The organism is Sorangiineae bacterium MSr11954 (assembly GCA_037157815.1).
Lineage (GTDB): Bacteria > Myxococcota_A > Polyangia > Polyangiales > Polyangiaceae > Pendulispora > Pendulispora albinea.
This window is the reverse complement of the sequence record CP089984.1, coordinates 509,519-530,368: the sequence shown is the minus strand read 5'-3', so window position 1 is coordinate 530,368 and position 20,850 is coordinate 509,519. Positions and strand designations below refer to the sequence as shown.

The 20,850-nt window shown below is 63.0% G+C and carries 23 protein-coding genes; 11 read left to right on the top strand and 12 right to left on the bottom strand.

The features are described from left to right. Positions 1–276 precede the first annotated feature (276 nt). Positions 277–1,188: an alpha/beta hydrolase gene (locus LZC94_02160; protein WXB16085.1), complete on the top strand. Its 912-nt coding sequence runs from the start codon at positions 277–279 to the stop codon at positions 1,186–1,188. Between the two features lie 105 nt (positions 1,189–1,293). Here the strand turns inward: LZC94_02160 and LZC94_02155 are convergent, their stop codons facing one another. Continuing rightward, positions 1,294–2,277, bottom strand: coding sequence for an LLM class oxidoreductase (locus tag LZC94_02155; GenBank protein WXB16084.1), 984 nt, complete (start codon positions 2,275–2,277; stop codon positions 1,294–1,296). Positions 2,278–2,550: 273 nt separating this feature from the next. Between LZC94_02155 and LZC94_02150 the strand changes: the two genes are divergently transcribed. Together LZC94_02150 and LZC94_02145 are read left to right on the top strand one after the other, a co-directional pair. Further along, a complete protein-coding gene (locus LZC94_02150; GenBank protein WXB16083.1) occupies positions 2,551–3,444 on the top strand; it encodes a LysR substrate-binding domain-containing protein in 894 nt (297 codons plus the stop codon). A gap of 230 nt (positions 3,445–3,674) precedes the next feature. Next, entirely contained in the window at positions 3,675–4,067 is a 393-nt protein-coding gene (locus tag LZC94_02145; protein WXB16082.1) for a GFA family protein, read from the top strand. A 291-nt stretch (positions 4,068–4,358) separates the two neighbouring features. Here LZC94_02145 and LZC94_02140 read toward each other — a convergent pair whose 3' ends face one another. Together LZC94_02140 and LZC94_02135 are read right to left on the bottom strand one after the other, a co-directional pair. Next, positions 4,359–4,655, bottom strand: coding sequence for a hypothetical protein (locus LZC94_02140; GenBank protein ID WXB16081.1), 297 nt, complete (start codon positions 4,653–4,655; stop codon positions 4,359–4,361). Positions 4,656–4,690: 35 nt separating this feature from the next. Beyond that, the gene (locus LZC94_02135) at positions 4,691–5,488 is read right to left on the bottom strand and encodes an SIR2 family protein (protein WXB16080.1); all 798 of its coding nucleotides are present in this window, start codon (positions 5,486–5,488) and stop codon (positions 4,691–4,693) included. Positions 5,489–5,621: 133 nt separating this feature from the next. Between LZC94_02135 and LZC94_02130 the strand changes: the two genes are divergently transcribed. The 3 genes from LZC94_02130 (at position 5,622) to LZC94_02120 (ending at position 7,327) form a co-directional block, all read left to right on the top strand. After that, on the top strand, positions 5,622–5,759 hold the full coding sequence (locus tag LZC94_02130; GenBank protein WXB16079.1) for a hypothetical protein: 138 nt from the start codon (positions 5,622–5,624) through the stop codon (positions 5,757–5,759). 152 nt (positions 5,760–5,911) lie between these two features. Further along, positions 5,912–6,229, top strand: coding sequence for a hypothetical protein (locus LZC94_02125; GenBank protein ID WXB16078.1), 318 nt, complete (start codon positions 5,912–5,914; stop codon positions 6,227–6,229). 507 nt (positions 6,230–6,736) lie between these two features. Next, on the top strand, positions 6,737–7,327 hold the full coding sequence (locus tag LZC94_02120; GenBank protein ID WXB16077.1) for a hypothetical protein: 591 nt from the start codon (positions 6,737–6,739) through the stop codon (positions 7,325–7,327). Positions 7,328–7,723: 396 nt separating this feature from the next. Here LZC94_02120 and LZC94_02115 read toward each other — a convergent pair whose 3' ends face one another. Then, positions 7,724–8,581, bottom strand: coding sequence for a hypothetical protein (locus tag LZC94_02115; GenBank protein WXB16076.1), 858 nt, complete (start codon positions 8,579–8,581; stop codon positions 7,724–7,726). A gap of 315 nt (positions 8,582–8,896) precedes the next feature. Here LZC94_02115 and LZC94_02110 point away from each other — a divergent pair, with 315 nt between their 5' ends. The 3 genes from LZC94_02110 to LZC94_02100 all read left to right on the top strand — a co-directional run bounded on the left by LZC94_02110 (position 8,897) and on the right by LZC94_02100 (position 11,107). After that, positions 8,897–9,226, top strand: coding sequence for a hypothetical protein (locus LZC94_02110; GenBank protein ID WXB16075.1), 330 nt, complete (start codon positions 8,897–8,899; stop codon positions 9,224–9,226). Then, positions 9,220–9,618, top strand: coding sequence for an IS66 family insertion sequence element accessory protein TnpB (tnpB, locus tag LZC94_02105; protein ID WXB16074.1), 399 nt, complete (start codon positions 9,220–9,222; stop codon positions 9,616–9,618). The genes LZC94_02110 and tnpB overlap by 7 nt, the downstream gene beginning before the upstream one ends. A 118-nt stretch (positions 9,619–9,736) precedes the next feature. Beyond that, positions 9,737–11,107 (top strand): IS66 family transposase, encoded by a 1,371-nt coding sequence (locus tag LZC94_02100; protein ID WXB16073.1) that lies wholly within the window; start codon positions 9,737–9,739, stop codon positions 11,105–11,107. A 488-nt stretch (positions 11,108–11,595) separates the two neighbouring features. On the opposite strand, the gene LZC94_02095 is transcribed toward LZC94_02100, so the two are convergent. The 5 genes from LZC94_02095 to LZC94_02075 form a co-directional block, all read right to left on the bottom strand. Continuing rightward, the gene (locus LZC94_02095) at positions 11,596–11,970 is read right to left on the bottom strand and encodes a hypothetical protein (protein WXB16072.1); all 375 of its coding nucleotides are present in this window, start codon (positions 11,968–11,970) and stop codon (positions 11,596–11,598) included. 289 nt (positions 11,971–12,259) lie between these two features. Beyond that, entirely contained in the window at positions 12,260–13,066 is an 807-nt protein-coding gene (locus tag LZC94_02090) for a hypothetical protein (GenBank protein WXB16071.1), read from the bottom strand. A gap of 378 nt (positions 13,067–13,444) precedes the next feature. After that, complete coding sequence (locus tag LZC94_02085) at positions 13,445–13,837, bottom strand: DUF2809 domain-containing protein (protein ID WXB16070.1); 393 nt, start codon at positions 13,835–13,837, stop codon at positions 13,445–13,447. 390 nt (positions 13,838–14,227) lie between these two features. After that, positions 14,228–14,533, bottom strand: coding sequence for a hypothetical protein (locus tag LZC94_02080; GenBank protein WXB16069.1), 306 nt, complete (start codon positions 14,531–14,533; stop codon positions 14,228–14,230). Positions 14,534–15,460: 927 nt separating this feature from the next. Then, complete coding sequence (locus LZC94_02075; GenBank protein WXB16068.1) at positions 15,461–15,619, bottom strand: hypothetical protein; 159 nt, start codon at positions 15,617–15,619, stop codon at positions 15,461–15,463. A 26-nt stretch (positions 15,620–15,645) separates the two neighbouring features. On the opposite strand from LZC94_02075, the gene LZC94_02070 reads away from it, so the two are divergent. Next, positions 15,646–16,461, top strand: coding sequence for a tetratricopeptide repeat protein (locus LZC94_02070; protein WXB16067.1), 816 nt, complete (start codon positions 15,646–15,648; stop codon positions 16,459–16,461). Between the two features lie 93 nt (positions 16,462–16,554). After that, entirely contained in the window at positions 16,555–18,180 is a 1,626-nt protein-coding gene (locus tag LZC94_02065; GenBank protein WXB16066.1) for an ABC transporter substrate-binding protein, read from the top strand. 99 nt (positions 18,181–18,279) lie between these two features. Here LZC94_02065 and LZC94_02060 read toward each other — a convergent pair whose 3' ends face one another. Genes LZC94_02060 through LZC94_02050 form a run of 3 tightly spaced genes read right to left on the bottom strand, consistent with a single transcriptional unit; the run spans position 18,280 to position 20,761 of the window. Further along, complete coding sequence (locus LZC94_02060; protein WXB16065.1) at positions 18,280–18,483, bottom strand: hypothetical protein; 204 nt, start codon at positions 18,481–18,483, stop codon at positions 18,280–18,282. Between the two features lie 16 nt (positions 18,484–18,499). After that, positions 18,500–19,948 carry an MFS transporter gene (locus LZC94_02055; GenBank protein WXB16064.1) on the bottom strand — a complete coding sequence of 483 codons (1,449 nt, stop codon included), beginning with the start codon at positions 19,946–19,948 and terminating at the stop codon, positions 18,500–18,502. Positions 19,949–19,984: 36 nt separating this feature from the next. Further along, positions 19,985–20,761 (bottom strand): SDR family NAD(P)-dependent oxidoreductase, encoded by a 777-nt coding sequence (locus LZC94_02050; protein ID WXB16063.1) that lies wholly within the window; start codon positions 20,759–20,761, stop codon positions 19,985–19,987. Positions 20,762–20,850: the final 89 nt, after the last annotated feature.

Below are 20,850 nucleotides of genomic sequence, written 5' to 3'. Positions count from 1 at the left end.
GGCGTCGGCCGTCTCCTGAAAGGCGCCTGTCTCGACCTTGCGGCCGACGTCGTGGCCGCAAGGGTCGAGTTGGCAACGCGGATGGGGGTGGCTCCACGTCGTGGCTGCGCGGATCGAGTTGGCGACGCGGATGGGGGTGGCTTCCACGGAACCGCCGAGCATCTGCGACCGAGCACCTCGGTGCCTTCGGTGCGGGTGATGACGATGATGGCTCAGGGCGGGCGGCTCGGAATCGAATGTGGGAACCTTTCGTCTGCCGCGCTGTCTGCATCGAGGATGCGACCGCGCGTATCCGTTCTTTTCTGCTCGTTTCTCGTCTCCTTATCGCCCTTTCCGATCCTCGCAGGCTGCGGACAATCCGCACCGCCATCGCCATCGCTGCGCACACCTCCGCTGGACCCGCCGGCGTTCACGACATCGGTATCCGGCCGCGGGCGCATGGTGGTGTTCATTCCCGACTTGCAAGCACCGGGCGCCGTCTGGGACACGACGATCGAGCACCTCGGCGGCCGGGTCGAGGCGCATGTCGTCGACGTCGCCGGATTCGCGGGCAACGCCCCCACGACGGGACCGCTCATGCCCAAGCTGCGCGACGGTCTGGCGCGCTATCTCCGGGAGCGCCATGCCAGGGACGCGATTGTCGTGGGTCACATGTTCGGCGGGGCCATGGCATTCTGGCTCGCCATGACCGAGCCGGATCTCGTCGGCGGGGTCGTTGCCGTGGACGCACCGCCTTCGATGGGGAACGGCGCTGCGGATGCGGACACGGAGGAGCATCGTCGGGCGCTCCTCATGGCCGATTCGGAGAAATTCGCGCGCATGACGAAGCGCCGCATGGAGACCAGCGTGCTCGATCCGGAGCGCGCCAACTGGCTCGTCGAAAGGGCCGTACGTTCCTCCCCGCGCGCGATCGCAGACGCCTTCTACGATATGGCGACCCGCGATTTACGTCCGCAGATTGGCACCATCCGAGCCCCGGTGCTCGTGCTCCGAACCACGGGCAACATCCCCCGCGACGATTTGCTCGAGGCCGAGCGGTACTACCGGGACCAACTCGCTCCCATTGCGAACCATGAGCTCGTGATGGTCGAAGGCGCGAAGCATTACGTCATGTTCGATGCGCCCGAGACCTTCTTCGCCCACCTCGATCGTTTTCTCGCGCGTGGCCCCCAACGCGTCGCTCCATGAGACGTCGCGGGCGATGCGCACGGCGGGGCGCCACATGACACGTATCGACCATTTTGCGCGTCGTCGTCTCGAGAGGTCCGGTGGCGAAGCCGTGGAGTCGGCGGTTCACCACGCGTTGGTCCGAGGCGCCGGACCGGCGAGCGTGGGAAAATGCGGCAGCACCTCCTCCGCGAGCTCCTGGATGATCTCCGCCGGCGGTCGCGCAGCGAACTGCATCCCGAGCGCCGCGTGGTTGACGCCGGCCGCCTGCCATTCGCCCAGCAAGCCGATGAGCCCCTTGCGGCCTGTCTTGAGCACGAAACCGCCCCGAAGCGGGGTGCGCGGATAGGAGGGATTGTCGACGAGGTCGATCCATTCGTTCGTCATATGGGGGCGGAAACCGCCGTCCGGGATGAGCGCGCGCCACGCCGCGATCTTGGTGGCGAGCTCGCGCGGACCGGACGGATCGTGGCTCGCGCCGGGATACGACAGCCAGCCATCGGCGTGAGCAGCCACCCATTCGAGCGACTGACGGCTCGAACCGGTCACGATGAGCGGGATACGGCCTGTCGCCGGCTTGGGCAGGAAGTCGGCGCCGGACACCTGGCCCAATGGCGACGTGATTTGCGGCCGCCCCGGCGCCACGAGCCGGCGGAAGAACGTCACGGCCTCGGCGAACCGCTGGGCCCGATGTTCCATGGCGATGCCATAAGCCGGGAACTCGACGGGGCGGTCGCCGGACGCGATGCCGAGCACCAGCCGCCCGCCCGACACGCGGTCGATGGTCACCGCCGCCTTGGCGAGATCGATCGGGTGGCGCAAGCTGAAGATCGCGCTCCCCGTCGCCAGCGCGATTCGCCGCGTCTTCGCCGCGAGCCACGCGAGATAGGTGAATGGGTCGAAGACCTGCCCGGCATCGCCGAAGCCGGGGTCGAACAAGGGCACGTCGCGCACCCAGACGGCGGCAAAGCCGCGATGGTCGATCGCGGTGACGAGGTCGCCCTGACCTTCGAGCACGCTCATGTCGCCGCGATAGAAGCGCAGCGGTAGGAAGATGCCCATCGTCAGCCGGTTTGGCGCAAACATGCGCACGTAGCCCGGATGGCCCACGAACGCTTCCGCCGAGACGCCGAGCGTCGCGGTCGATTCCTCGAGGTTGGCGGCAGGTACAATCATCGGTCAATCTCCTTGAAGCCGGGCACATCCGGATGGGTCGCGGGCTCGCACGACGTGATGATGCCGCGATGCACGGCAGGCCGGACGGCCATCGCATTCGTGTCCGCGGCTGAGACACCCGTTATTGGCTGTCACCATGCCGGCCAATGTCCGCGCGGGCAAACCATATCTCTTGCGTATTCGGTTTAGTTTTTCTAAACTGATCATATGGGTCGCGTGCTTCCACTGCTCGGCCTGCGTGCTTTTGCCGAGACCGGACGACATGGCAGCGTCCGCACCGCGGCCACCGCCATGGGCGTGACACCTGGAGCCGTCAGTCAACAGATCAAGCTGCTCGAGGAGCGCCTTGGCGTGACCCTATTCGAGCGCGGCAACCGTGAGATCCATCTGACGGCGGTAGGTGCGCGCTTGCATGGGCCCATCGTGCGCGCCTTCGACGGCATCGAGGGCGCGCTCGACGATCTGGAAGCGCGCCAGGGCCGGAGGTCGCTGACGGTCAGTACGGTCGCGGCCTTCGCGGCGTGGTGGCTGGTACCTCGACTTGGGCGCTTCACGACGGCCAATCCCGACATCGAGGTGCGCGTGGAGGCAACCGCCGCGCTCGTGGATCTCGCGCGCGACCGGGTCGACGTCGCAATTCGACACGGCCTCGGCGAATACCCCGGATACGAGGCGCACCGGCTCATGGCACCCGTGCTGCTTCCCGTCGCGAGCGCCGCACTGCTCGCCGGCGGCCCACCCATCACCAAGCCGAAGGACATCCTTGCGTATCCGTTGTTGCAGGACAGCGACCGCGCCGATTGGGAGCTGTGGCTGCGGGCCTTTGGCGTCGAGGATCCTCGCGCCGAACGCGGCCCCAGCTTCGAGGACGACGTCTTGCTCATCCGCGCAGCCGCCTCCGGCCAGGGCATCGCCCTCGTCCGGGACATCTACGCGCGCGAGGAGCTCGAGAGCCGCCGCCTCGTGCTCGCGCTCGATCGCCCCTGGCCAACCCGCTTCGCGTACTACGCCGTCACGCGCCCCGGCGCCGCGAAACGCCCCGGGCCCGTCGCTCGCTTCCTTGTCTGGCTCCGGGCGGAGGCATCGGGCGAAAACGTTTAGCGCGACTAAATCGAGAATGATTCGCGTCACGTCTGCGGCGGAAGAAAATCGCGCCATGCGGAGCGCGTGCATTGCCGCACCATGGTTGCTTCGTTCGAAAGCCACTCGCAAAGTACGAATATGGCGGAGCCGAGGTCACGGGTGCGGCGGCCCAACGGCGGTGGGCAATTGCAATGACAGGGCTGCTCGTCGTAAATAGTCTGCTAGCTTCATTCGCAAGGAGACGCAAAATGGACCGATTCACGGGTGGTTGCCTTTGCGGCAACGTTCGAATTGTGGCGTCGGGGCTCCCTTACCGGGTCGGAATTTGTCACTGCCTCGACTGCCGCAAGCATCACGGCGCCCTTTTTCACGCTTCCGCGATATTCCCTCAGGACGCGGTGACCATCGAGGGCGAAACACGCGACTACGCGGGGCGGTTCTTCTGTCCCCGCTGCGGCTCGTCCGTTTTCGCACGCGCCGCGGACGAAATCGAAGTGAGCCTCGGATCCTTGGATGCCCCCGATCAACTGAAGCCAACCTACGAGCTTTGGACTGTCCGTCGCGAATCCTGGTTGCCGCCGTTCCCCCTCACGAGACACTACGAGCGCGATCGAGTCTCCACGGGACGCTTCGAGGAGTAGACCGCACGAACGGGGCGAAGGCGCCGCTGCGCGGCGACGCATGCCTCGAGCGACGTCGAGGTCCTCCGGGTGGTCGATGCTTGATCCTGTCCGCGGGCAATTCCGCTCCTGCAAACGAGCGCCGCATCGCAGAAATTCAGGAGAAATTGCAGGAGACGGCCGAATCCCTTCACCGCTGCGTGAGGGTGAAAGGATGCGCAAAGATCACCCTTGCGGGATCTCGCCAACTCCAGGTCGCTGTCGCCTATCGCGCTCCGCGTGAGAAGCCCCCTTCGCGACAGAGCTGCTGTCTCACGGCCCAAACGAACGAAACGCCTCGATATGCGCATCGATGCCGCCCCATTGAATTTCGATGTTTGGAAAGAGCGCACGGTAACGCTCTTCCTCGGGCGTCGGACCGGCGGCCAAAACCGACTTGAAGAGATACGCTCGAACTTCCGGCGCTCCGGCGCCGCCGCGCCAACCAAGATACGCCCGCAACAGGAGCGAGCGGATGCTGACGTCTTCACCCGTGAGCGAGTAACCTACGAAGATCCACTCGTCCGATGTGCGCACCGTCTCGAGCGCGCTGCCCCAGATCGAGAGCAAGTTGACGTCGCGAACGTCTCGAACGGTGGAAGGTGTTACCAGGACGGGGTGCAGCGGCCAGGCGCCGCATGTGCATGTATTATGCACATCGGGGGGGGGGGTTCGTTGGCGTAGGCTTGGTGATAGATGGCGCCGCGCGGGTTGATATAGATGTAACCGCAGACATTGCAGCGCAGCCAGTTGAGCGAGCCATGCAGCTTGAACACGGCGAGCCTTGGGCGTTCGGGCCGCATGGCCACGGGCTCTTGGTCGCCGTAGAGCGGCATGCGCCACGGAAATCCGCAGTCGATGGTGGCCGCGAGTTTCCGCAGGGCCGGAAAGGGGCAGCCCTCGGCCATGCGCTCGTAGAGCGCACGCTCGAACAGAAGATCGTAGTTGGTCGTAATGAGCGTTACGCGGTCGCCGTTTTCTATGCGACGCATCACCGCATCGGCCCACTGGCGTCTCTTTTTCAACGAGTCCGCGATCGCGGGCGGATCGGCGGGACCGTCCAGTACCTCGGCGATGGCTCGGTCGAGCTGATGGCGCGTCTGGCGTGCGTCGTCGGCCGAGAATCGCGGACCGAGGCCATTGCCGTCGGTGGCGAGGCGATCCAAGAGCGAGAGAACATCGGTGATCTGGGGGAGTCCCACCGCGCCTTTGTCATCGGCCGATGCGCCGGGGAAGAGAGTTCTCAAGCGCTCGAGAAACCCACGACGTGCGCCATCGCCGCCCGACGCCAAGAGTCGGCCCTCGGATGCAAGCCGCACGATGTGGGGAAGGATTTGCGCGGTCAGCAGATATCCAAATGGCTTCGATGCGCCCGCACCAAAGAACATGACGACGCTTTGCATGACATACGTGTCTCCGCAGCGGGCGCCATTCGGCAACCTCCTTGGCTTCGCGTGACGCTTACTGGCGATGCAGCGCTCCGCCTCAGGTGAACACCGCGTGCCGCCGCGAGGGGATTCCGAGGAGTGAACGGACTTGGCGCTGCTCGCGTGCGAGCGCCCGCTCGCTGCCATCGCGGGTGCAAAGTCGTCGGCCTTCCTCGCTCAGGAAGTCGACGGCTCACCCGGCGGCGAAGACAGCTCCTCGAGCCTGCGCCAGCAGGGATCGGACTAAATCTGCGAACCGGTTGCAAGCGTTGCGTGGGGGCTGCCCGAATGCACCATCGAGCGTCGTATCGCATGAGAGATTTCCGTCGCGCAATTCAGCGCGCGCGGGCTGCCTCCAAATTCGAAACGGGTCGCGAGCTCCCGCGCTACGATGCAACGATGCTGCTTCGTGACGTCCTTCCCTTCTTCGCCACTGAGCTCGAGGAGCTCCTCCGAGCCGATGGGCACCACGCGCTCGCCCGTGCATGTCCAGATCTCGAAGTAGCCGAGCCTTGCGGATGCGGCGATGACTTCTGCGGTGGGTTCTATACGGGACCCCGCCCGAACGGGCCTTGGGGCAGCGGGCACGTCAACGTGGTCCTCAGGCCCAAGGTCGGGATGGTGATTCTCGACGTCGTCGACGGCCAGATCCGTTTCGTGGAAGTGCTCTATCGCAAGGACGTGCGCGATCGAGTGGACCGCCTGTTCGCGAACTGACGCAAAAACCCTCCTCGTGCGGGGGCGCCGTCCGTGCCGTTCATCGTTCCACGGCGAACGAGGAAGAGGCGTTACCCACCACGCCTATGGGTCGGCCCGCAGTGCGCGGCCACGAGTTCGCTCTCCCGTTCGCGCGTGCGGTCTTCACCGCGGCCCTTGCGGATGGCGCCATCGGTGGCATCGGTGTCGTGTTCCGCGGACACGCTCGTATGCACGGCGATGGCCACTCCCCAAAGGTTCACGTCGAATCAGCGTGGATGGACACCTCTAACCGATGACGCGTCGGGGCGGGCGGCTGCTATGGCGAGGCGACGCAATTGACATCTATCGTCGCACGCGATGATGCCAGTGGCTCGGCCCTCATCGTCGAGACCGGGACGAGCAACGAACCGCGGTTCGGGCGTTCGCGATGTCCAAACCACTGCCGACGTCAATTGGCTTGCGGGGCTCTTGGGCGCCCTCGACTCTCAGGTACAATCTTCGTCCTCGAAGAGGGAGACAACTTCAATGCGACGAATCAGCGCCGAGAATTTCTTGCAGCAGCTCGCATCCGTTCTACATGCTCACCCGCCGCCACATCCACCGGGTCCGGCCGACTGGACGCTCTATATGACCATGCGATTTCGGGATCTTGCCGAGCGCGTGGAGGCCCACCTTTGTTCCTCGACGCTCGGGAAGCTCGCGGGCAACGATCCCCAAATTCACGAGCCGCATGAATATTTGTTCGACTTCACGCTTTTCACCGACTGGATGAACTATTCCTTGCCTGCGGTGATCATCGAGCACGAAAACAAATGGAATGAGAAGGCGTTCATGCTCGACTTTTGGAAGCTCATGCTCGGGCACGCTCCCCTGCGCGTCATGTTTGGATATGCAAGTACGGCCGCAGGCGCGGACAAGCTCGTGACGCGGCTCGAACAGCACGCCACGGACTCTGCGTGGGCGGCGCCCACGGACATTGAAGACCTCGTGCTCATCGGGCACGGAGACATGGATTATATTGACGACTGGCGTGTGGTCTTGCGGAGAGCGGTGCGCTGGCAAGTCATTGCCACAGGCCTCGGTCGTTGGCTGACCGGACGAAGAACAGAGGAATGACGAATACACAATCAAACCGAATGGCAAATCCTACCGAGAAAGAGAGCGAAGCGGTCGAGCTTTAGGATAAGGCAGTGATGACCACGTGGCTGTGCAGCATCACGCTGCCCGCTTGATGACGCAGAAGATGCGAACGTGGGTAGGGAAGTCGCCCACCACTTACGCATTCGCGCAGATTTTTAGCAAATGCATTACCCCCTCCAACGAGCACCGGCCTCCCGACACATTCCGAGGAGCGCGCTCTTCACCCTTCACGCGAACCATTCTCCCGGCGCCGGGGCTCGGGCCGCAATGAGCGGACCATATTTTGTCGAAGGCTTCTTTTCGCCGCTATGTGGACTTCGACAACGAAGGTCACCCGCGCGTGTCCGCCCTGACATGGCGCCAGAGACGCGCTCATGGAACGACGGTCCAGGTGACATTGTCATAACGATACCGCCATGTGAACGCGGTCTTCTTCTTGGGTCGATAACTCATCCCAAATCGCAGCTCGATCCCCTCTTCGGAGGAAGCCCACGCTGCAGCCAGCGGATTTCCGAACAATTCTACATCGTTGACGAATACCCGGAATGTCTGCGTGTGCCACTGAACGTGCAATGCGATGCGGGCCCATTGGCCTGGTCTCACGTGCCCCGTTGGAAAAGGCTTGCTCTGGTATGCGTTGGCGTCGTTGCCGGCATCCGGAACCCGTTCTTGAATGGCGGCATGGTCCGGGCCCAACATGAGCCCCATCGAACGACGCGATTCCATGGATGGCGATATCGCGACGACATCGAACACCTTGGCGGCCGGCTTTTCGGGGTCACCCATGTCCGAGGCTGCTTCCAGAATGATATCAAAGGACACGCGGATCTCACTCGGCGTCGGCCCCTCGAGTCTCCGAGTCAGATAGGCAGACGTTTCCTCGGGGAGGTTCGCGGGAATCTCGACGACCAGCGACATCGGCGTCGAGGTCGACCTTTTGGAATCAACTTGGACGACCGTCTCCCGATCGGTGCGAACGATGAAGTCAGCAGTAAGCGAGCGGCCGTCGTCGAAGTCGCGGCAGAATGTCGCCGGGGATTTTTGCTGCTGACAGTAGGATCCTTCACCTGCATCACGAGTCGCAACATGTGCTCCGTCGTTGTCGAGGAGCGCATTGCAGGCGGCCAGGCCGAGGGCGGTGGACACGATACTGACGCCCGCGGCAAAACGAAGGCGCGACTTCCGTATAGAACGCATCGGCTTTGTACTCTTTTGATCAGTATATTTCATCTACTTCGACCTTGACGTCGGAATTTGCGAACAGCTTGCACCGGAGCCATTCAGGTCGCGCCGCCCCCTCGTCGGATGTTCATTCCACTTCGCGCGTCCCTGCTATCATATCCTCAGCAAGAGACGTTCCTTCGTAACGCCGTTTTCGTATCTATCTCCTGGGTGATACGTCTCTGGCGCTTGGGCCGATGGCCGACGATGCCGCATATGCTCGACATCGTCACGTCGACGACTTCCGCCGCGGTCCATCGTTGCCGCACGCGGTACGCTTGTGCGTAACCGTACGGGCAAAGACGCCGTGCGGGGCGGTCGCGTTTGATGTTCATTGCGCGCATGGCGAGACATGATGCGAACTGGTGGGCTGAGCGGATCAAGGAGCTGGCGCAAAGCGGCGACGCGGCGGGGATCGCCCGCCGACACAGCGTCAGGGAGCGGACGTTGATCTGGTGGCGATCCGAGCTTGAGCGGCGCGCGCGCACAGCAGGCCCCACGCGCCTGCTGCCCGTCGTCGTGACACGACCTGCGACGGTGGAGCGCGATATCGAGCTTGTCGTCGAAGCCGGACCGGCACGCATCACGATGCGTGGAGCGATTACGGCCGAGCATCTTGCGGCGCTGGTGGCCGCCGCGGCGCGCGCGTGTTGAGTCTCGGGCCCGGCATCGAGATCGTCCTCGCGAGTGCGCCCGTCGACCTTCGGCGCGGACACGATGGCCTCGTGACGCTCGTGCAGTCTTTGTGGAAGGCCGACCCGTACAGTGGCACCCTCTTCGTGTTTCTTGGTCGCCGCATGGATCGCGTGAAGATCCTCTTCTTCAGCGCGGGCGGCTTCGTTGTCTATTACAAAAGGCTCGAATCTGGGCGCTTCACGCTGCCGCGGATCCCTGAAGGGGCCTCACGCATCGACCTCGACGCGACGTCGCTCACCATGCTGCTCGATGGTGTCGATCTTCGTCTCGTTCGACGCACACCGATGTGGAAACCCGCGAAGACGACCGCCGAAGCGAAAAAGGGGATCGACATTCGGCGGAGTGCATGATCAAAGCTGTTTATTGGTCCCTCCTCCCGACAACGACGAACACGGTTCCTGCGCTTGGCGCGAGTACGCGCAGTACCTCGAACAGGAGGGTGCGCGGGCGCAAGCTCGAATGGATATCATGCAGGCCGAGCTCGAGGTGCTCAAACGCGCCTTCGCCAGGCGTACCGAGAAGATGGGCAAGATGCCCAAGATCGCGCGGCCACCGAGGACGCCAGCGGAGATCGCCGAGCGCCGCACGGAGCAGGCTTTGCTTCGCGCGGAACACATCGTCACAGAAGAGAAGACGGAGCCCGTGCCCGAGACGCTGAAGAAGTGTCATCTTTGCGGCGGCACGAATTTTCGCAGCGTCGGCACCGGCAAGCCATCCGAGGTTTACTCGTACGTCCCGGGCTACTTCCGACGTGTTGTGCACACGCGCGAGGTCGTCGCGTGTCGATGCGGTGGATGCGTCATTACCGCGCCGCCGCCGGAGCGTTGGTCGGACAAGACGCGGTACGATTCGAGCTTCGTTGCGCACCTCGTCGTCTCGAAGTGCCTTGTCGTCACGCCGCTTTATCGTCTCGAGCAGTCGTTCGCGCGGCTCGGTATGCCCATCGCACGAAGCACGATGAATGACTTGTTCCGGCGTGCGGCGCAAAAGCTCGAGCCCCTCCGAGCCCCGCTCTTCGACGTCATCAAGAAGGACTTCCTCGTCCATGTCGACGAGACGTCGTTTACGCTGACGAAGCAAACCGCGAAGGCGTTTATCTGGGCCTTTGTTGGCAAGCGCCTCACGGGATATCGCTTTGAGCTCACGCGTGGTGGCGATGCTCCACTCGAGGTCCTCGGTGATTCGCCTGGCGCATTTCTGTGCGACGATTATCGTGGATATGACCCGCTCGAGAAGCGAGGACTCCGTCAGCGATGTGGCTGTCTCGCTCACGTTCGTCGGAAATTTTTCGAGACCGGGGAGGTGCCCGAAGCGAAGGAAGCACTCGACCTCATCGCCGGAATGTACGGTGTCGAGCACGAGGCAGAGCATCGCGCGTTCCTTGGCACGGCCGAGCATCTCGCGCTGCGGCGCACCTATGCACGGCCTCTATTTGTCCGATTACTTCTGCTTTCTCGCGAACTTCGTCGTGCACACGGACCGAAGACGTTGCTCGGTCGTGCCGCGCACTATGTATGGCGCAACCTGCGCCCGCTCGGCCGTTTTCTCCGCGATCCGCGCATCCGCCTGGACAATAACTTGGCAGAAAATGCCCTTAGGCTCATCGCTCTTGGCCGGAAAAATTTTCTATTTGTCCACAGCGAGGACGCCGGTAAGGAGCTCGCACTGCTCTACTCACTGGTCGTTTCGTGCACACGCGTTGCCATCAATCCCGTTGAGTACATCGCGGACGTCCTCGAACGCATCGACAAGACCGCCGACGACAATCTCTCGAACCTCCTGCCCGATCGCTGGAAACCACACGCGATCGCATCACCCTCGACGTTTTTCGACGCTTAGACCATCGCGGATCGAACGGAACCCCGTTCAGGCCGTTCGCCGTACGGTTACGCTTGTGCGTTCGTCCATCGACGATTTTACGCGGGAAACATCACTTACACGCAACAGATGCCGACCAGAGTGACTCGTTCGTCATCGCTGAGCTAGATGGCACATCCTGAACGACTTAAGCGTGGGCGGCGCGACATTAATTCGCTGTTGTCAGCTAGCTGTTGCGCAAACATCACCCAAGATACGTGTTCTACGCAATGCACACCCGAAGCCTCGAGTGGACAGCGATATTTGTGATGCTGTATTGCCTATCTGCCTCCGTCTACGAGTCGATGCACGTTATCGATGTATTTTGTTTGCGCATTTTCTGATAATCGCAAGGACCCATGAACCCGAATCATCGGCACGACCCCTGCTATCACACGGAACGGGGACCCGAAGCCATCGACGAGCTCAATGATCAAGATCCCATCGCACTTTGGCTCGAGTCGGCCTGATCAGACGTCTTGGTTGGGAGAGGCCCGGAGCTGGCCCACGGTGCGGCGGATGCGATCGGCGAGGCTCGCGTCGAGGTCGCTCACGTCGAGCGCCAGCTCTGCGTCGGTCGAGAAGGTGCGAACCGTACGCGTGGGAGCAGCCAGGGAGCGCCGCATGACGACAGTTTCGATGGAGACAACGCGTTCGATGCGCCGCGCTTCAACCACGGCATATTCTTCGTTTCGGTAAGCGAGCTCGATGCTCGTGGAATAGGCGCGGCTTGCAGCGAGAAGCGCGATACGAAGTTCCTCGACGTTGGCCGTCACAATGGTGTTTTGTAACGAGATATCGTCGCGTAGCTCGAGCCAACCGTTCGCGAAGAGGACGACGGGCACCCTCCTCCAATTTGCCCCGGCCTCCTCGGAGCTCTCGCAACGCCAGACGGGGAATAGAAGTACCTCCGTGATCGCGCTCGTGCAGCCGATTTTTATCGCGTGCTCGTATGCTGCGCGCCATCGGCGATAGCGCCCGAACGCGAGACGCGATGGTGCGGGGACATGCTTTGCCAGATATTCAGCCCATTTTCCGGCCGCGATCGCCGCGCGTTCGGCGGCCCATTGGTTTGCGGAGGGGTTCAGAAATATTTCGAGCGACTTGGCATCCATCGATTATCGCATGGGAACATCAACGCCTGAGCGCTTTCGCCTGAGATCCTGCAAATTCGATGAATGGTACGATGAGGGGGCTGACCGCCTTCAGCATGAGGTTGACGGCATCCATCGTCGATTGCTGCCGTGAGGCCAACTCGGTCCCTTCTTCCAAATGCCGACGCATCCCCGTCGCACGCGCAATTGCCAATGTGACGGGATCGTCCGGCGCGTTCGAAGAGACGCTCTGCACCGGAAGCCTGACGAGGGCAGCCAGCCGACATCGTCGCGACGGAAAGAGCCCTCGGTAGACGAAACGGTACAGTGGTGACGGGGGTGCATCGCGTGGACGCAATGTACTCTCGGCGAGCAACGAATCGTCGTTGATCGCGATTCGAACGGGGATGTTTCCATTGGGAGAGAGAGTGCGCCAATCGTCCTCGAACGTTGGACTCAACCACCGCAGCGAATCCCTCGCCGCTTCCACGACATCCTTGGCTTCGGCGCGCGAAGACGTCCGCACGATGATGACCGCCAATGGAGGGAGGACAGCGGAAGACCGATCGCGCGAAATGAGCTGGAGCGATGATGCATCCTGCGCTCCAAGCTCCCATGAGAACGCTTTTGGCAATTCGAGTCGGCTGGAGTCCGGTCGACAGTACACCTCACTGCGCTCCTGGAACCACTCGATCGAAGGGCCGGTTGGTGCAGAAGTCCGTGCATCGTTCGCCTGGACGATCCTCTGCGAGGAGGACGAGCCGCCGCAGCACATCATGCCAGTCGAAGAAAGCAGCAAGATCCATCGAGGCGGTATCTTCATGATCGGCAGGAGCAAGCGCGTCATCGTCGATCAGCGTCTCCGCTCACGCTCGGGACCAAACCGATACTACGGTATACCGAGGGCGGGCACAACCTTCCTCGCGTGAGTCGATTGCCACGCAGCCCGCACCAGGGAACCGACGGGCGGCGAATGACGCCGCCCCGCTGGCGTGCGGCGCGCGACACCGCGGAGCTGCTCAAGGGCGGCCGTCGCTCCCGACTTTCGATGGATCTGGACTCAATGCGGGTCCGAGGCCGAGGGACGAATGCAACCTGGTCCTGGATTCGGTTTTGCCAGTTTTGCCATAGGTGGCCGTGCGTGGGATGACGCGTGAACCGTTGATGCCGGCATCTGCGTCCTTCGGAGCGCGGGTCGTGACGGCAATCCTCTGCGGCGATGGATTCAGGATCGTTTCGAAGCGCGGGCGCGGAGCATCCTGTCCACGTAGGCCAGCGGCGCAATGCCTACGGCGTACCAGAATAAGTCGGGAATGTTGAACGTCGTGCCAAGGACGAGGCGGGCCAGCTTGCTCTGCTTCGCAAGGGAAGCTGGAATGGTCGTGAGCTGTCCGAATTCGATCGCCCAGCAGAAGGCCAGCGCGATCGCCGCCGCTCGCCACGGCAAGAGACGCGGCGCGGTGGCGATCACCAGCGCGTAGATCAACGACGCATAGAGGGCAACGCCGGCATATTTAGCAAACGCTCCACCGGTCCATGTCCGGACCGCGAGCCCAACGAACAGGATAAGGAGCGCGGCTAGGATGGCGGCCGGGCGGAACGCTCGAGAGGTCGTCATGGTACGCGGTGCCCACGCTAGACTATTCCGAAGGGCGTGCGAGAGAAACGAGAGAGAGGCACGAACGAGCCCGCCGCCAAGACCCATTCGACGATCGCCCATCCGCTCGACCTCTGCGTCGTAGTCGGTGTTCGCGCACTCGACGCGGGCGAGCTCCGGCGGCCGTTCCGGGCACTCCGGATGCGCGATCACCTGCTGCGCGTCGTAGTAGGCCGCGCGGCGAGCCCGCCCTCGTCTGCACGTCGGGTACGAGCACGAGAACGTCAACGCCTTCTTCTGTCCCTACCGGCTTATCCCGGTTGGGCACACAGGAGCGAGGGTCACGTGAACCGCACCCCGGGCGTGGCGATGGACGCGTTCGCGGGGCCAGACGGCACACGACAATACTGGCTATCCTTGCAATTTTAGCCATTGAATCCCGGCACGACACTTAATGGCACCAAGCTTGCGCGCACCATCCGCCATTGGATAGAAGAAGGCGCCCGGAATCGTATCGTGCTCGTTTGCCGCCATGTTGATGACGAAGAGATATTCGGAATCGAAATAAATAAGCATATCGCGAGGTCCGGGGAGAAGTTTGTGGATACGGGCAAAACGGTTGAATTTGATTTTTTCCGAGAAGCGATTTTGGCATTTAGCCAAATTGGACGGAACGCGCCATGATTCGCGCTCGAGACGATGATCGCGTTGCAACACAAGGACTCGAGGGGCTCGGCCCATCGAAGCAACGACCCGTCGAGCGCCCTCGTCGCCTCCCGGGTCGGACTGTCCTAGACGGATGTTTCCACTGTCGCATCCGCCCGCGGCGACTGCGCAGCCGCAGTGCACCGAATCGCGGGGCGCAGTGTCCCCTCAACAACGAAGGACCGCGCCCGCGGAGATGCCATTGCGGCAATACCCTTTATCGGCGTGAGCGGCATGCGCACGCCCGCGGAAGCAGCGCGATTCGCGCCATGGTGATGGGACACGGCATCAGCGCTACCGTTTGAACCATTTGCAACACGCCGCAAAGTAGATATCATTGGATGGGGTGCTGGCAATTGGCCGCAGGGCACACGCCCAGGGGAAATCCATGGTGTCGAATCTTGCTTACCGTCTCTGGCGCACGTGAACCTTCGGAGCGCGTCATTGAAGTGCATTGTGCGCCACCGCGGTATTCGCCAGCTCGTGTTCCGTCTTTCGGAAGGCCGAGGGCGAACGCTCCACCGACCTGGAACGCGCGGAAAAGGTACGCATTTCGAGGGGATGTATTGCAGCGAGTCAAAGGCCTGCATCAGCAACCTGGAGTACTGCAAAACGAATCGAGAGTGTATGACGTGCACCGGTGCGGAGCAGTACATTTGCCGAAAAGAAGAGCTTCGTTGCCTGAAGCTGGTCTCGCCCGAGTGCACGGTTTTGCACATGGCGCCAGGCGATCGGGCGAAGGGCAACGTCGTCATTTTCGAGGTGCTCGTCCCCGGCATGCCGGTCGCGAGCCGCACGGTACGGACGAGGTCATCAACCAACGAGAGCTTCGAACCAGCGAGGTAGAAACCATGCGGTGGACGTCTTCGCTCGCACTCGCCGCGAGCATTTCCGTGTGCGCCCTTTCGACGAGCACGGCGTGGGCGCAAAGCCCGCAAGCTACGCCGGCACCGGCGCCTCCGCCGACGGCGGCTCCCGCATCTCCGGCTGCTCCGGCGCCGCCGGCCGCTCCGACATCTCCGGCGCCACCGGCCGCTCCGACATCTCCGGCGCCACCGGCCGCTCCGACATCTCCGGCGCCACCGGCCGCTCCGACATCTCCGGCGTCCGGTGCCAGCATCAAAATGACGCAGGCCAAAGCGCATTACGATCGCGGGCTCCAACTCTACGACGATGGTGCTTACGATGGCGCGCGTGTGGAGTTCGAGCGCGCGTACGAGCTGGCACCCACGTATCGTATTCTTTACAATATCGGCCGCGTTCAAAAGCAGCAGCAGGACTACGCCGGCGCGTTCAAGAACTTCGAGGCGTATCTCGAGGAGGGCGGAAGCCAGGTTCCCGACGCGCGCCGCGTCGAGCTCACCAAGGAAATCGCCGATCTCAGGGCGCGCACGGCTACGGTCACCATCGCGACCAACGTTCCCGGCGCCGACGTCTTCGTCGACGACGTGCCGGTGGGTAAGAGCCCGTTGAAGCTCGCGGTGCGCGTCAATCCAGGACGACGGAAGGTCTCCGCGGCGAAGCAGGGCCGGCTCCCGGCCACCAAGGTCGTCGAGGTGGCGGGATCGGATCGGGCGACCGTTGCGCTCGACCTCGCGGAGCCGCGCACCGTCGTCATCATGGAGAAGCCGCCGCGAAGGGTCCCGTGGATCGGATGGGTCGCGACGGGCGTGCTGGCCATTGGAGCGGGTGTCGCGGGTTACTTCGCCATCGACGGCAACTCGAAACTGAGCGCGGCGCGCGACCGAACGGACGCCAATCCAAACGATCTGACATCGCGGCGGAACGAGGTCCGCGCCCTCAGCATTATCGCCGACTCGGCCGGCGCGGCGGCGGTCATCGTCGGCGGTGTTTCACTTTACTACACCATTACGTGGGGCAAGGAAGACGCCCGAGCAAGCACCCCAAATCTCGCTTTTGGCGCCAGCGGCACGTTCTAATTCGGGGAGGGAAACGCCATGATATCGCAGTTTGCTCGTCGCCACCGGAACCATGCCCGTCTTCGACGGCTGTCACTGAGCACACTATGCGCAATGGCGGCATTCGCCAGCTCGTGTTCCATCTTCCTCGAGGCCGAGAGCGAGCAGTGCTCCACCGACGCGGATTGCACGCGTCGGGGCCAGGAGTTCGATAGGATGTATTGCGCCGAGTCGAAGGTCTGCGTCCCCAACGATGCGTACTGCAAGACGAACGCCGAGTGCATCCAGCGCAACGGTGGAGAGCACTACATCTGCCGCCAGAGCGAGCACCGTTGCATCGACCTGCTTTCGCCCGATTGTCCGACCCTGTACATGACGGCAGGCGATCTGGCGAACGACGGTGTCGTCATCTTCGGAGCCCTCATGTCCCCGACGACGAGCCCTGGGCTTCGGGCTTCGGACCTGGTCCTCGAGCTGGCCCGCAGCGAGATCCGCGAGGCGGCCGGCGGCGGGCTCCCTGGCGTCGGAGCCAATGGGAAAAGGCGGCCCGTCGTCTTCGTCTCCTGCACGGGGGAGGTAAGAAAGCCCTCGATGGAGGCCTCCGCCAATCACCTGGTCAACAGATTGAAGGTTCCGGCCATCATCGGCCCGTTTGGTTCTTCCGATGTGTTGAACGTCGCCTCCAAATACACGTTGCCGGCGAAGGTCCTCATGCTGACCCCGGGCGGCTCATCGGAGCTCGTCGCCAACATCCAAAACCGAGGCCAACTTCTCTATCGCTACGACATGACCACACCGACCGTAACCTCGGCGAACGCGACACTTCTGCGTGACCACGTCGAAGGGCTCATTCGAGAGCGCAAGGGATTGACGGCACACGACAAGATCAAAGTCGGCTTTCTTTATCCGGGGGACGGGCTAGGCTGGGCCACCAGAGACCTTCTGTTCGAACGATTGTGGTTCAACGGGAGATCCGCGGCCGACAACGGAGATTACTATCTCCCCTCCGATTATGGCGACCCAGCCAGCACCGCGACGTTCCAGGCCACGACCGCGGCGGCAGCCAGCAACATGGCGGGCAAGCACCCCGATGTTCTCATCCTCGATGGCAGCGCTGGCAGCGAGCAAATGTTCGCGGCGATCCTTCGGGAGGAGAGCCGGGACGCCAATTTCAAGCCGTTCTATATTTTGCCGGAGGCGCTATCCCGGAGCACGGCGATCCCGACACAGATCAAGAACGATGAGATGCGCCTGCGGGTCCTCGGCGACATGCTGGGGCCGAGCGCCGACGATCCCACGTACAAAAGGTATGCGTCCCTCATTCGGAGCTCGCCGCTGTTCAAGCCCACCGATCCGCTACCTGGTCCGCACGTGTACGACGCGGCGTACATGCTCCACTATGCCGCGGCAGCCGTCGGTAGCGACCCCCTTACCGGCGAAAACATCGGCAAGGCCATGCAAAGGCTCTCCCCGCCGGCCGACATCTCCTTGAAGCTGGGCGTCCTGGGCGTCCCTGATGCGTTCAACGTGCTCAGCACCGGCGGCAGGGTCGATTTTCAAGGATATCGCGGACCGGAGGATTTCGATGCCAAGGGCGATATGAAGGTCGACCTTCTCTTCTGGTGCGTACCGCAAGTCGGCACCCCACAGAGAGAAACCGGAATGATGTTCTCCGCAACGAACGGAACGCTGGTGGGCACCAACAACTGCTTTCCAAAGCCTCCATCGTTCGCGCCATGAGCGGGCGTTGCCCACGATATTAAGCCATCGATGATTCAGGATTACGACGTCGAGCTGTGCGCCGCGGCGCTCGGTGTGAGCGAGCGCCACGGCCCGCCACTACGATTTGACCTGCACGCGCGGCAACGCTATATCGGGATGCAGCCCCGCAGGGTCGATGCACTCGAACGCGATGCTGCTCAGGTGGGCCTCGTGCAGGTACGCAGGCCCGATAAACCAGCCGCCTGCGGCCGATTCATACCGATGCGCCGCAGTAGGCGGGCAGGTCGAGCTCTGCATCGGCCGGGGATCTTCGGTGATCATGTGCCCTATTCTCGAACTACGTTTTACCTACGTACAAAGGAGCCTGCCCTTTCTCGTCGGTCGGCACGTCGCGGGCTTTCGCGCCGCGTTTCCGGCGTTGTGTTCGGAATAGGGCCGCGACGAGCAATGCCGCACCCATGCACAGTGCGCTGAGCACCCACAACGAGAGGTCCATGGCGGCCGGGTACTCCGCGCCGGCCAAAGTGCCGGAGGTTCGAGCGCTCAGCACCGAGCCGACGATGGCGATGGCGAGGGTTTCCCCGGTCAGCTTGATGGTGTTGAACAGGCCCGAGGCCATCCCCGCCTGCTCAGCGGGCATGCTGCCGACCGCCATGCCGTCCAGCAGGCCAGTTGCGATGGCGATCCCAATGCCCATCAGGAGCAGTGGCCCTATGTACCTGTCCGTGCCGGCGAACCAGGCTGCGCCCGCGCCGACCATCACCAGTGACGCGAGCACCTGGGTTGACGGGTTCACCCAGTGGGTGACCATCCCGCATAGGATCGGCACCACCAGCATTGGCCCGGTCAGCAGGAGGACGAGAGCCCCCGCCCGAGCCGCCGTTAGGGCCTGCGTGGCCATGAAGTACGAGGGCAGATACACCACCAGCGGGCCGAACACCGCGACAATCGCCACCATGGCGATGCTCGGTCCGAGGAACCTCGGAGAGGTCAGCAGCCGCAGATCCAGCATGGGATCGGAGACTCGCCGTTCGATCCGGATGAACAGCGGGAACAGCACCAACGATCCCAGTAATGCGATCAGCACGAGCGGAGACGTCCAACCCAGCTCCGGCCCCTCCACGACCACCAGGATCAGCGCCATCAGGGCGGAGGTGAACGCCGCCGTGCCCGCCCAATCCATCGTGGCCGTCACGGCATGGCGTGATTCGGGGAGGAGCCGGAAAAATGCCAACGTGATAAGGCCAATCACGCCGGGCAGCCCGAACGCGCTGCGCCAGCCGAACGACCCCATGAGCAGCCCAGCCATGCTAGGGCCGAAGGCGAGACCCAGCCCAATGGTCGCGCCGAACAGACCGAAGATCCTGGTCCGCGCCGCGCCGGTGAAGGCCTGCGCGAGTACCGCGCTGGCACCGGTCACCGTGGCGGCCGCGCCGATTCCAGCCACGACGCGGGCCAGATCGAGCAACACGATGTTGGTGGCCAGCGCGCTCACCAGCGCGCATATCGAAAACAATGCGACGCCCGCGAGGAACATTCGACGGCGGCCGTACCGGTCCGCGAGCGAGCCGGTCACCAGCATGAAGCCCGCGAAGGTCGCGCAGTACCCGTTGACGATCCATTGCGTGGCCGCGAGCGTGGTGTGCAGATCCGCGGTGATCCGAGTGAGCGCGACGGACGCTCCGCTGAGGGTAAAGGGAATGAGGAACAACGCTATCAGCGAGACGATGACCGTCGCGACGCGATTCCGATGAGACGCTTCCCATACGAGGGCTTTATCCCGCATGTTCCGTGCCGCCCTCCCAGCCGCAGATTGGTCAGGTCAGATCTGTTTGAGCATTCCGCCGTCGAGCACCAGATCTGCGCCGTTCATGCCCGGCACCTGGCCGGAAACCAGCAGCAGCACGAGCGCCGCCACCTCCGCGGGCTCGACGAACCGGCCGGTGCTCATGCCGGTCATCGCGGGTACCTGCTCGACGAACTCCTCGTGCTTGATCCCCGCGGCCTTGGACAGTCCGGACGCCATCCCATCGTTCGACGTCCAGACCGCCGTTCGCGTCGGCCCGGGAGAGATGGTATTCACCCGGACCGTTTTACCTACCTCCTCGGAGAGCGCTTTGCCGAAGCTGGCCAGCGCGGCTTTGGCGGCGGAGTAGTCAATCAGGCGAGGCAGTGCCAAATGGGAGTTGACCGAGCCGATGTTGATGATGCTTCCCCGCCGTGCGAGCAGGCTTGGTAGGGCCGCCCGGGTCGTGCGCACCGCGCTAAAGAAGTTGAGCTCGAACGCGTGTTGCCACTCATCGTCGCGAATGGCCAGGAATCCCTCCGTTCGGGCAGGCGAGCCGCCGACATTGTTGACCAGGAGGTCGATGCCCCCCAGCTCGGTGAGCGCCCAATCCACCACCTCCGCCGCCTGCGCCGGCACGGTCAGATCTGCCCGCTTGGTCAACGGCGTTGCCTTGAGCAGCTCCGCGCTGGTCGTGCGAGCGCATGCAGCGACCCGCACTCCTTCTGCGGCCAACGCCTGAACGATCGCGAGGCCAATACCCTGGCTAGCTCCGGTGACCAGCGCTGTCTTGCTCACCAACTTGAGTTCCATGTCGGCACCATCCACTTGTGTAGTAGTCAATGAATATGAATTTCAATGAATACGATATTGTCGATTCTCGATCGCGTCGATATCTATAC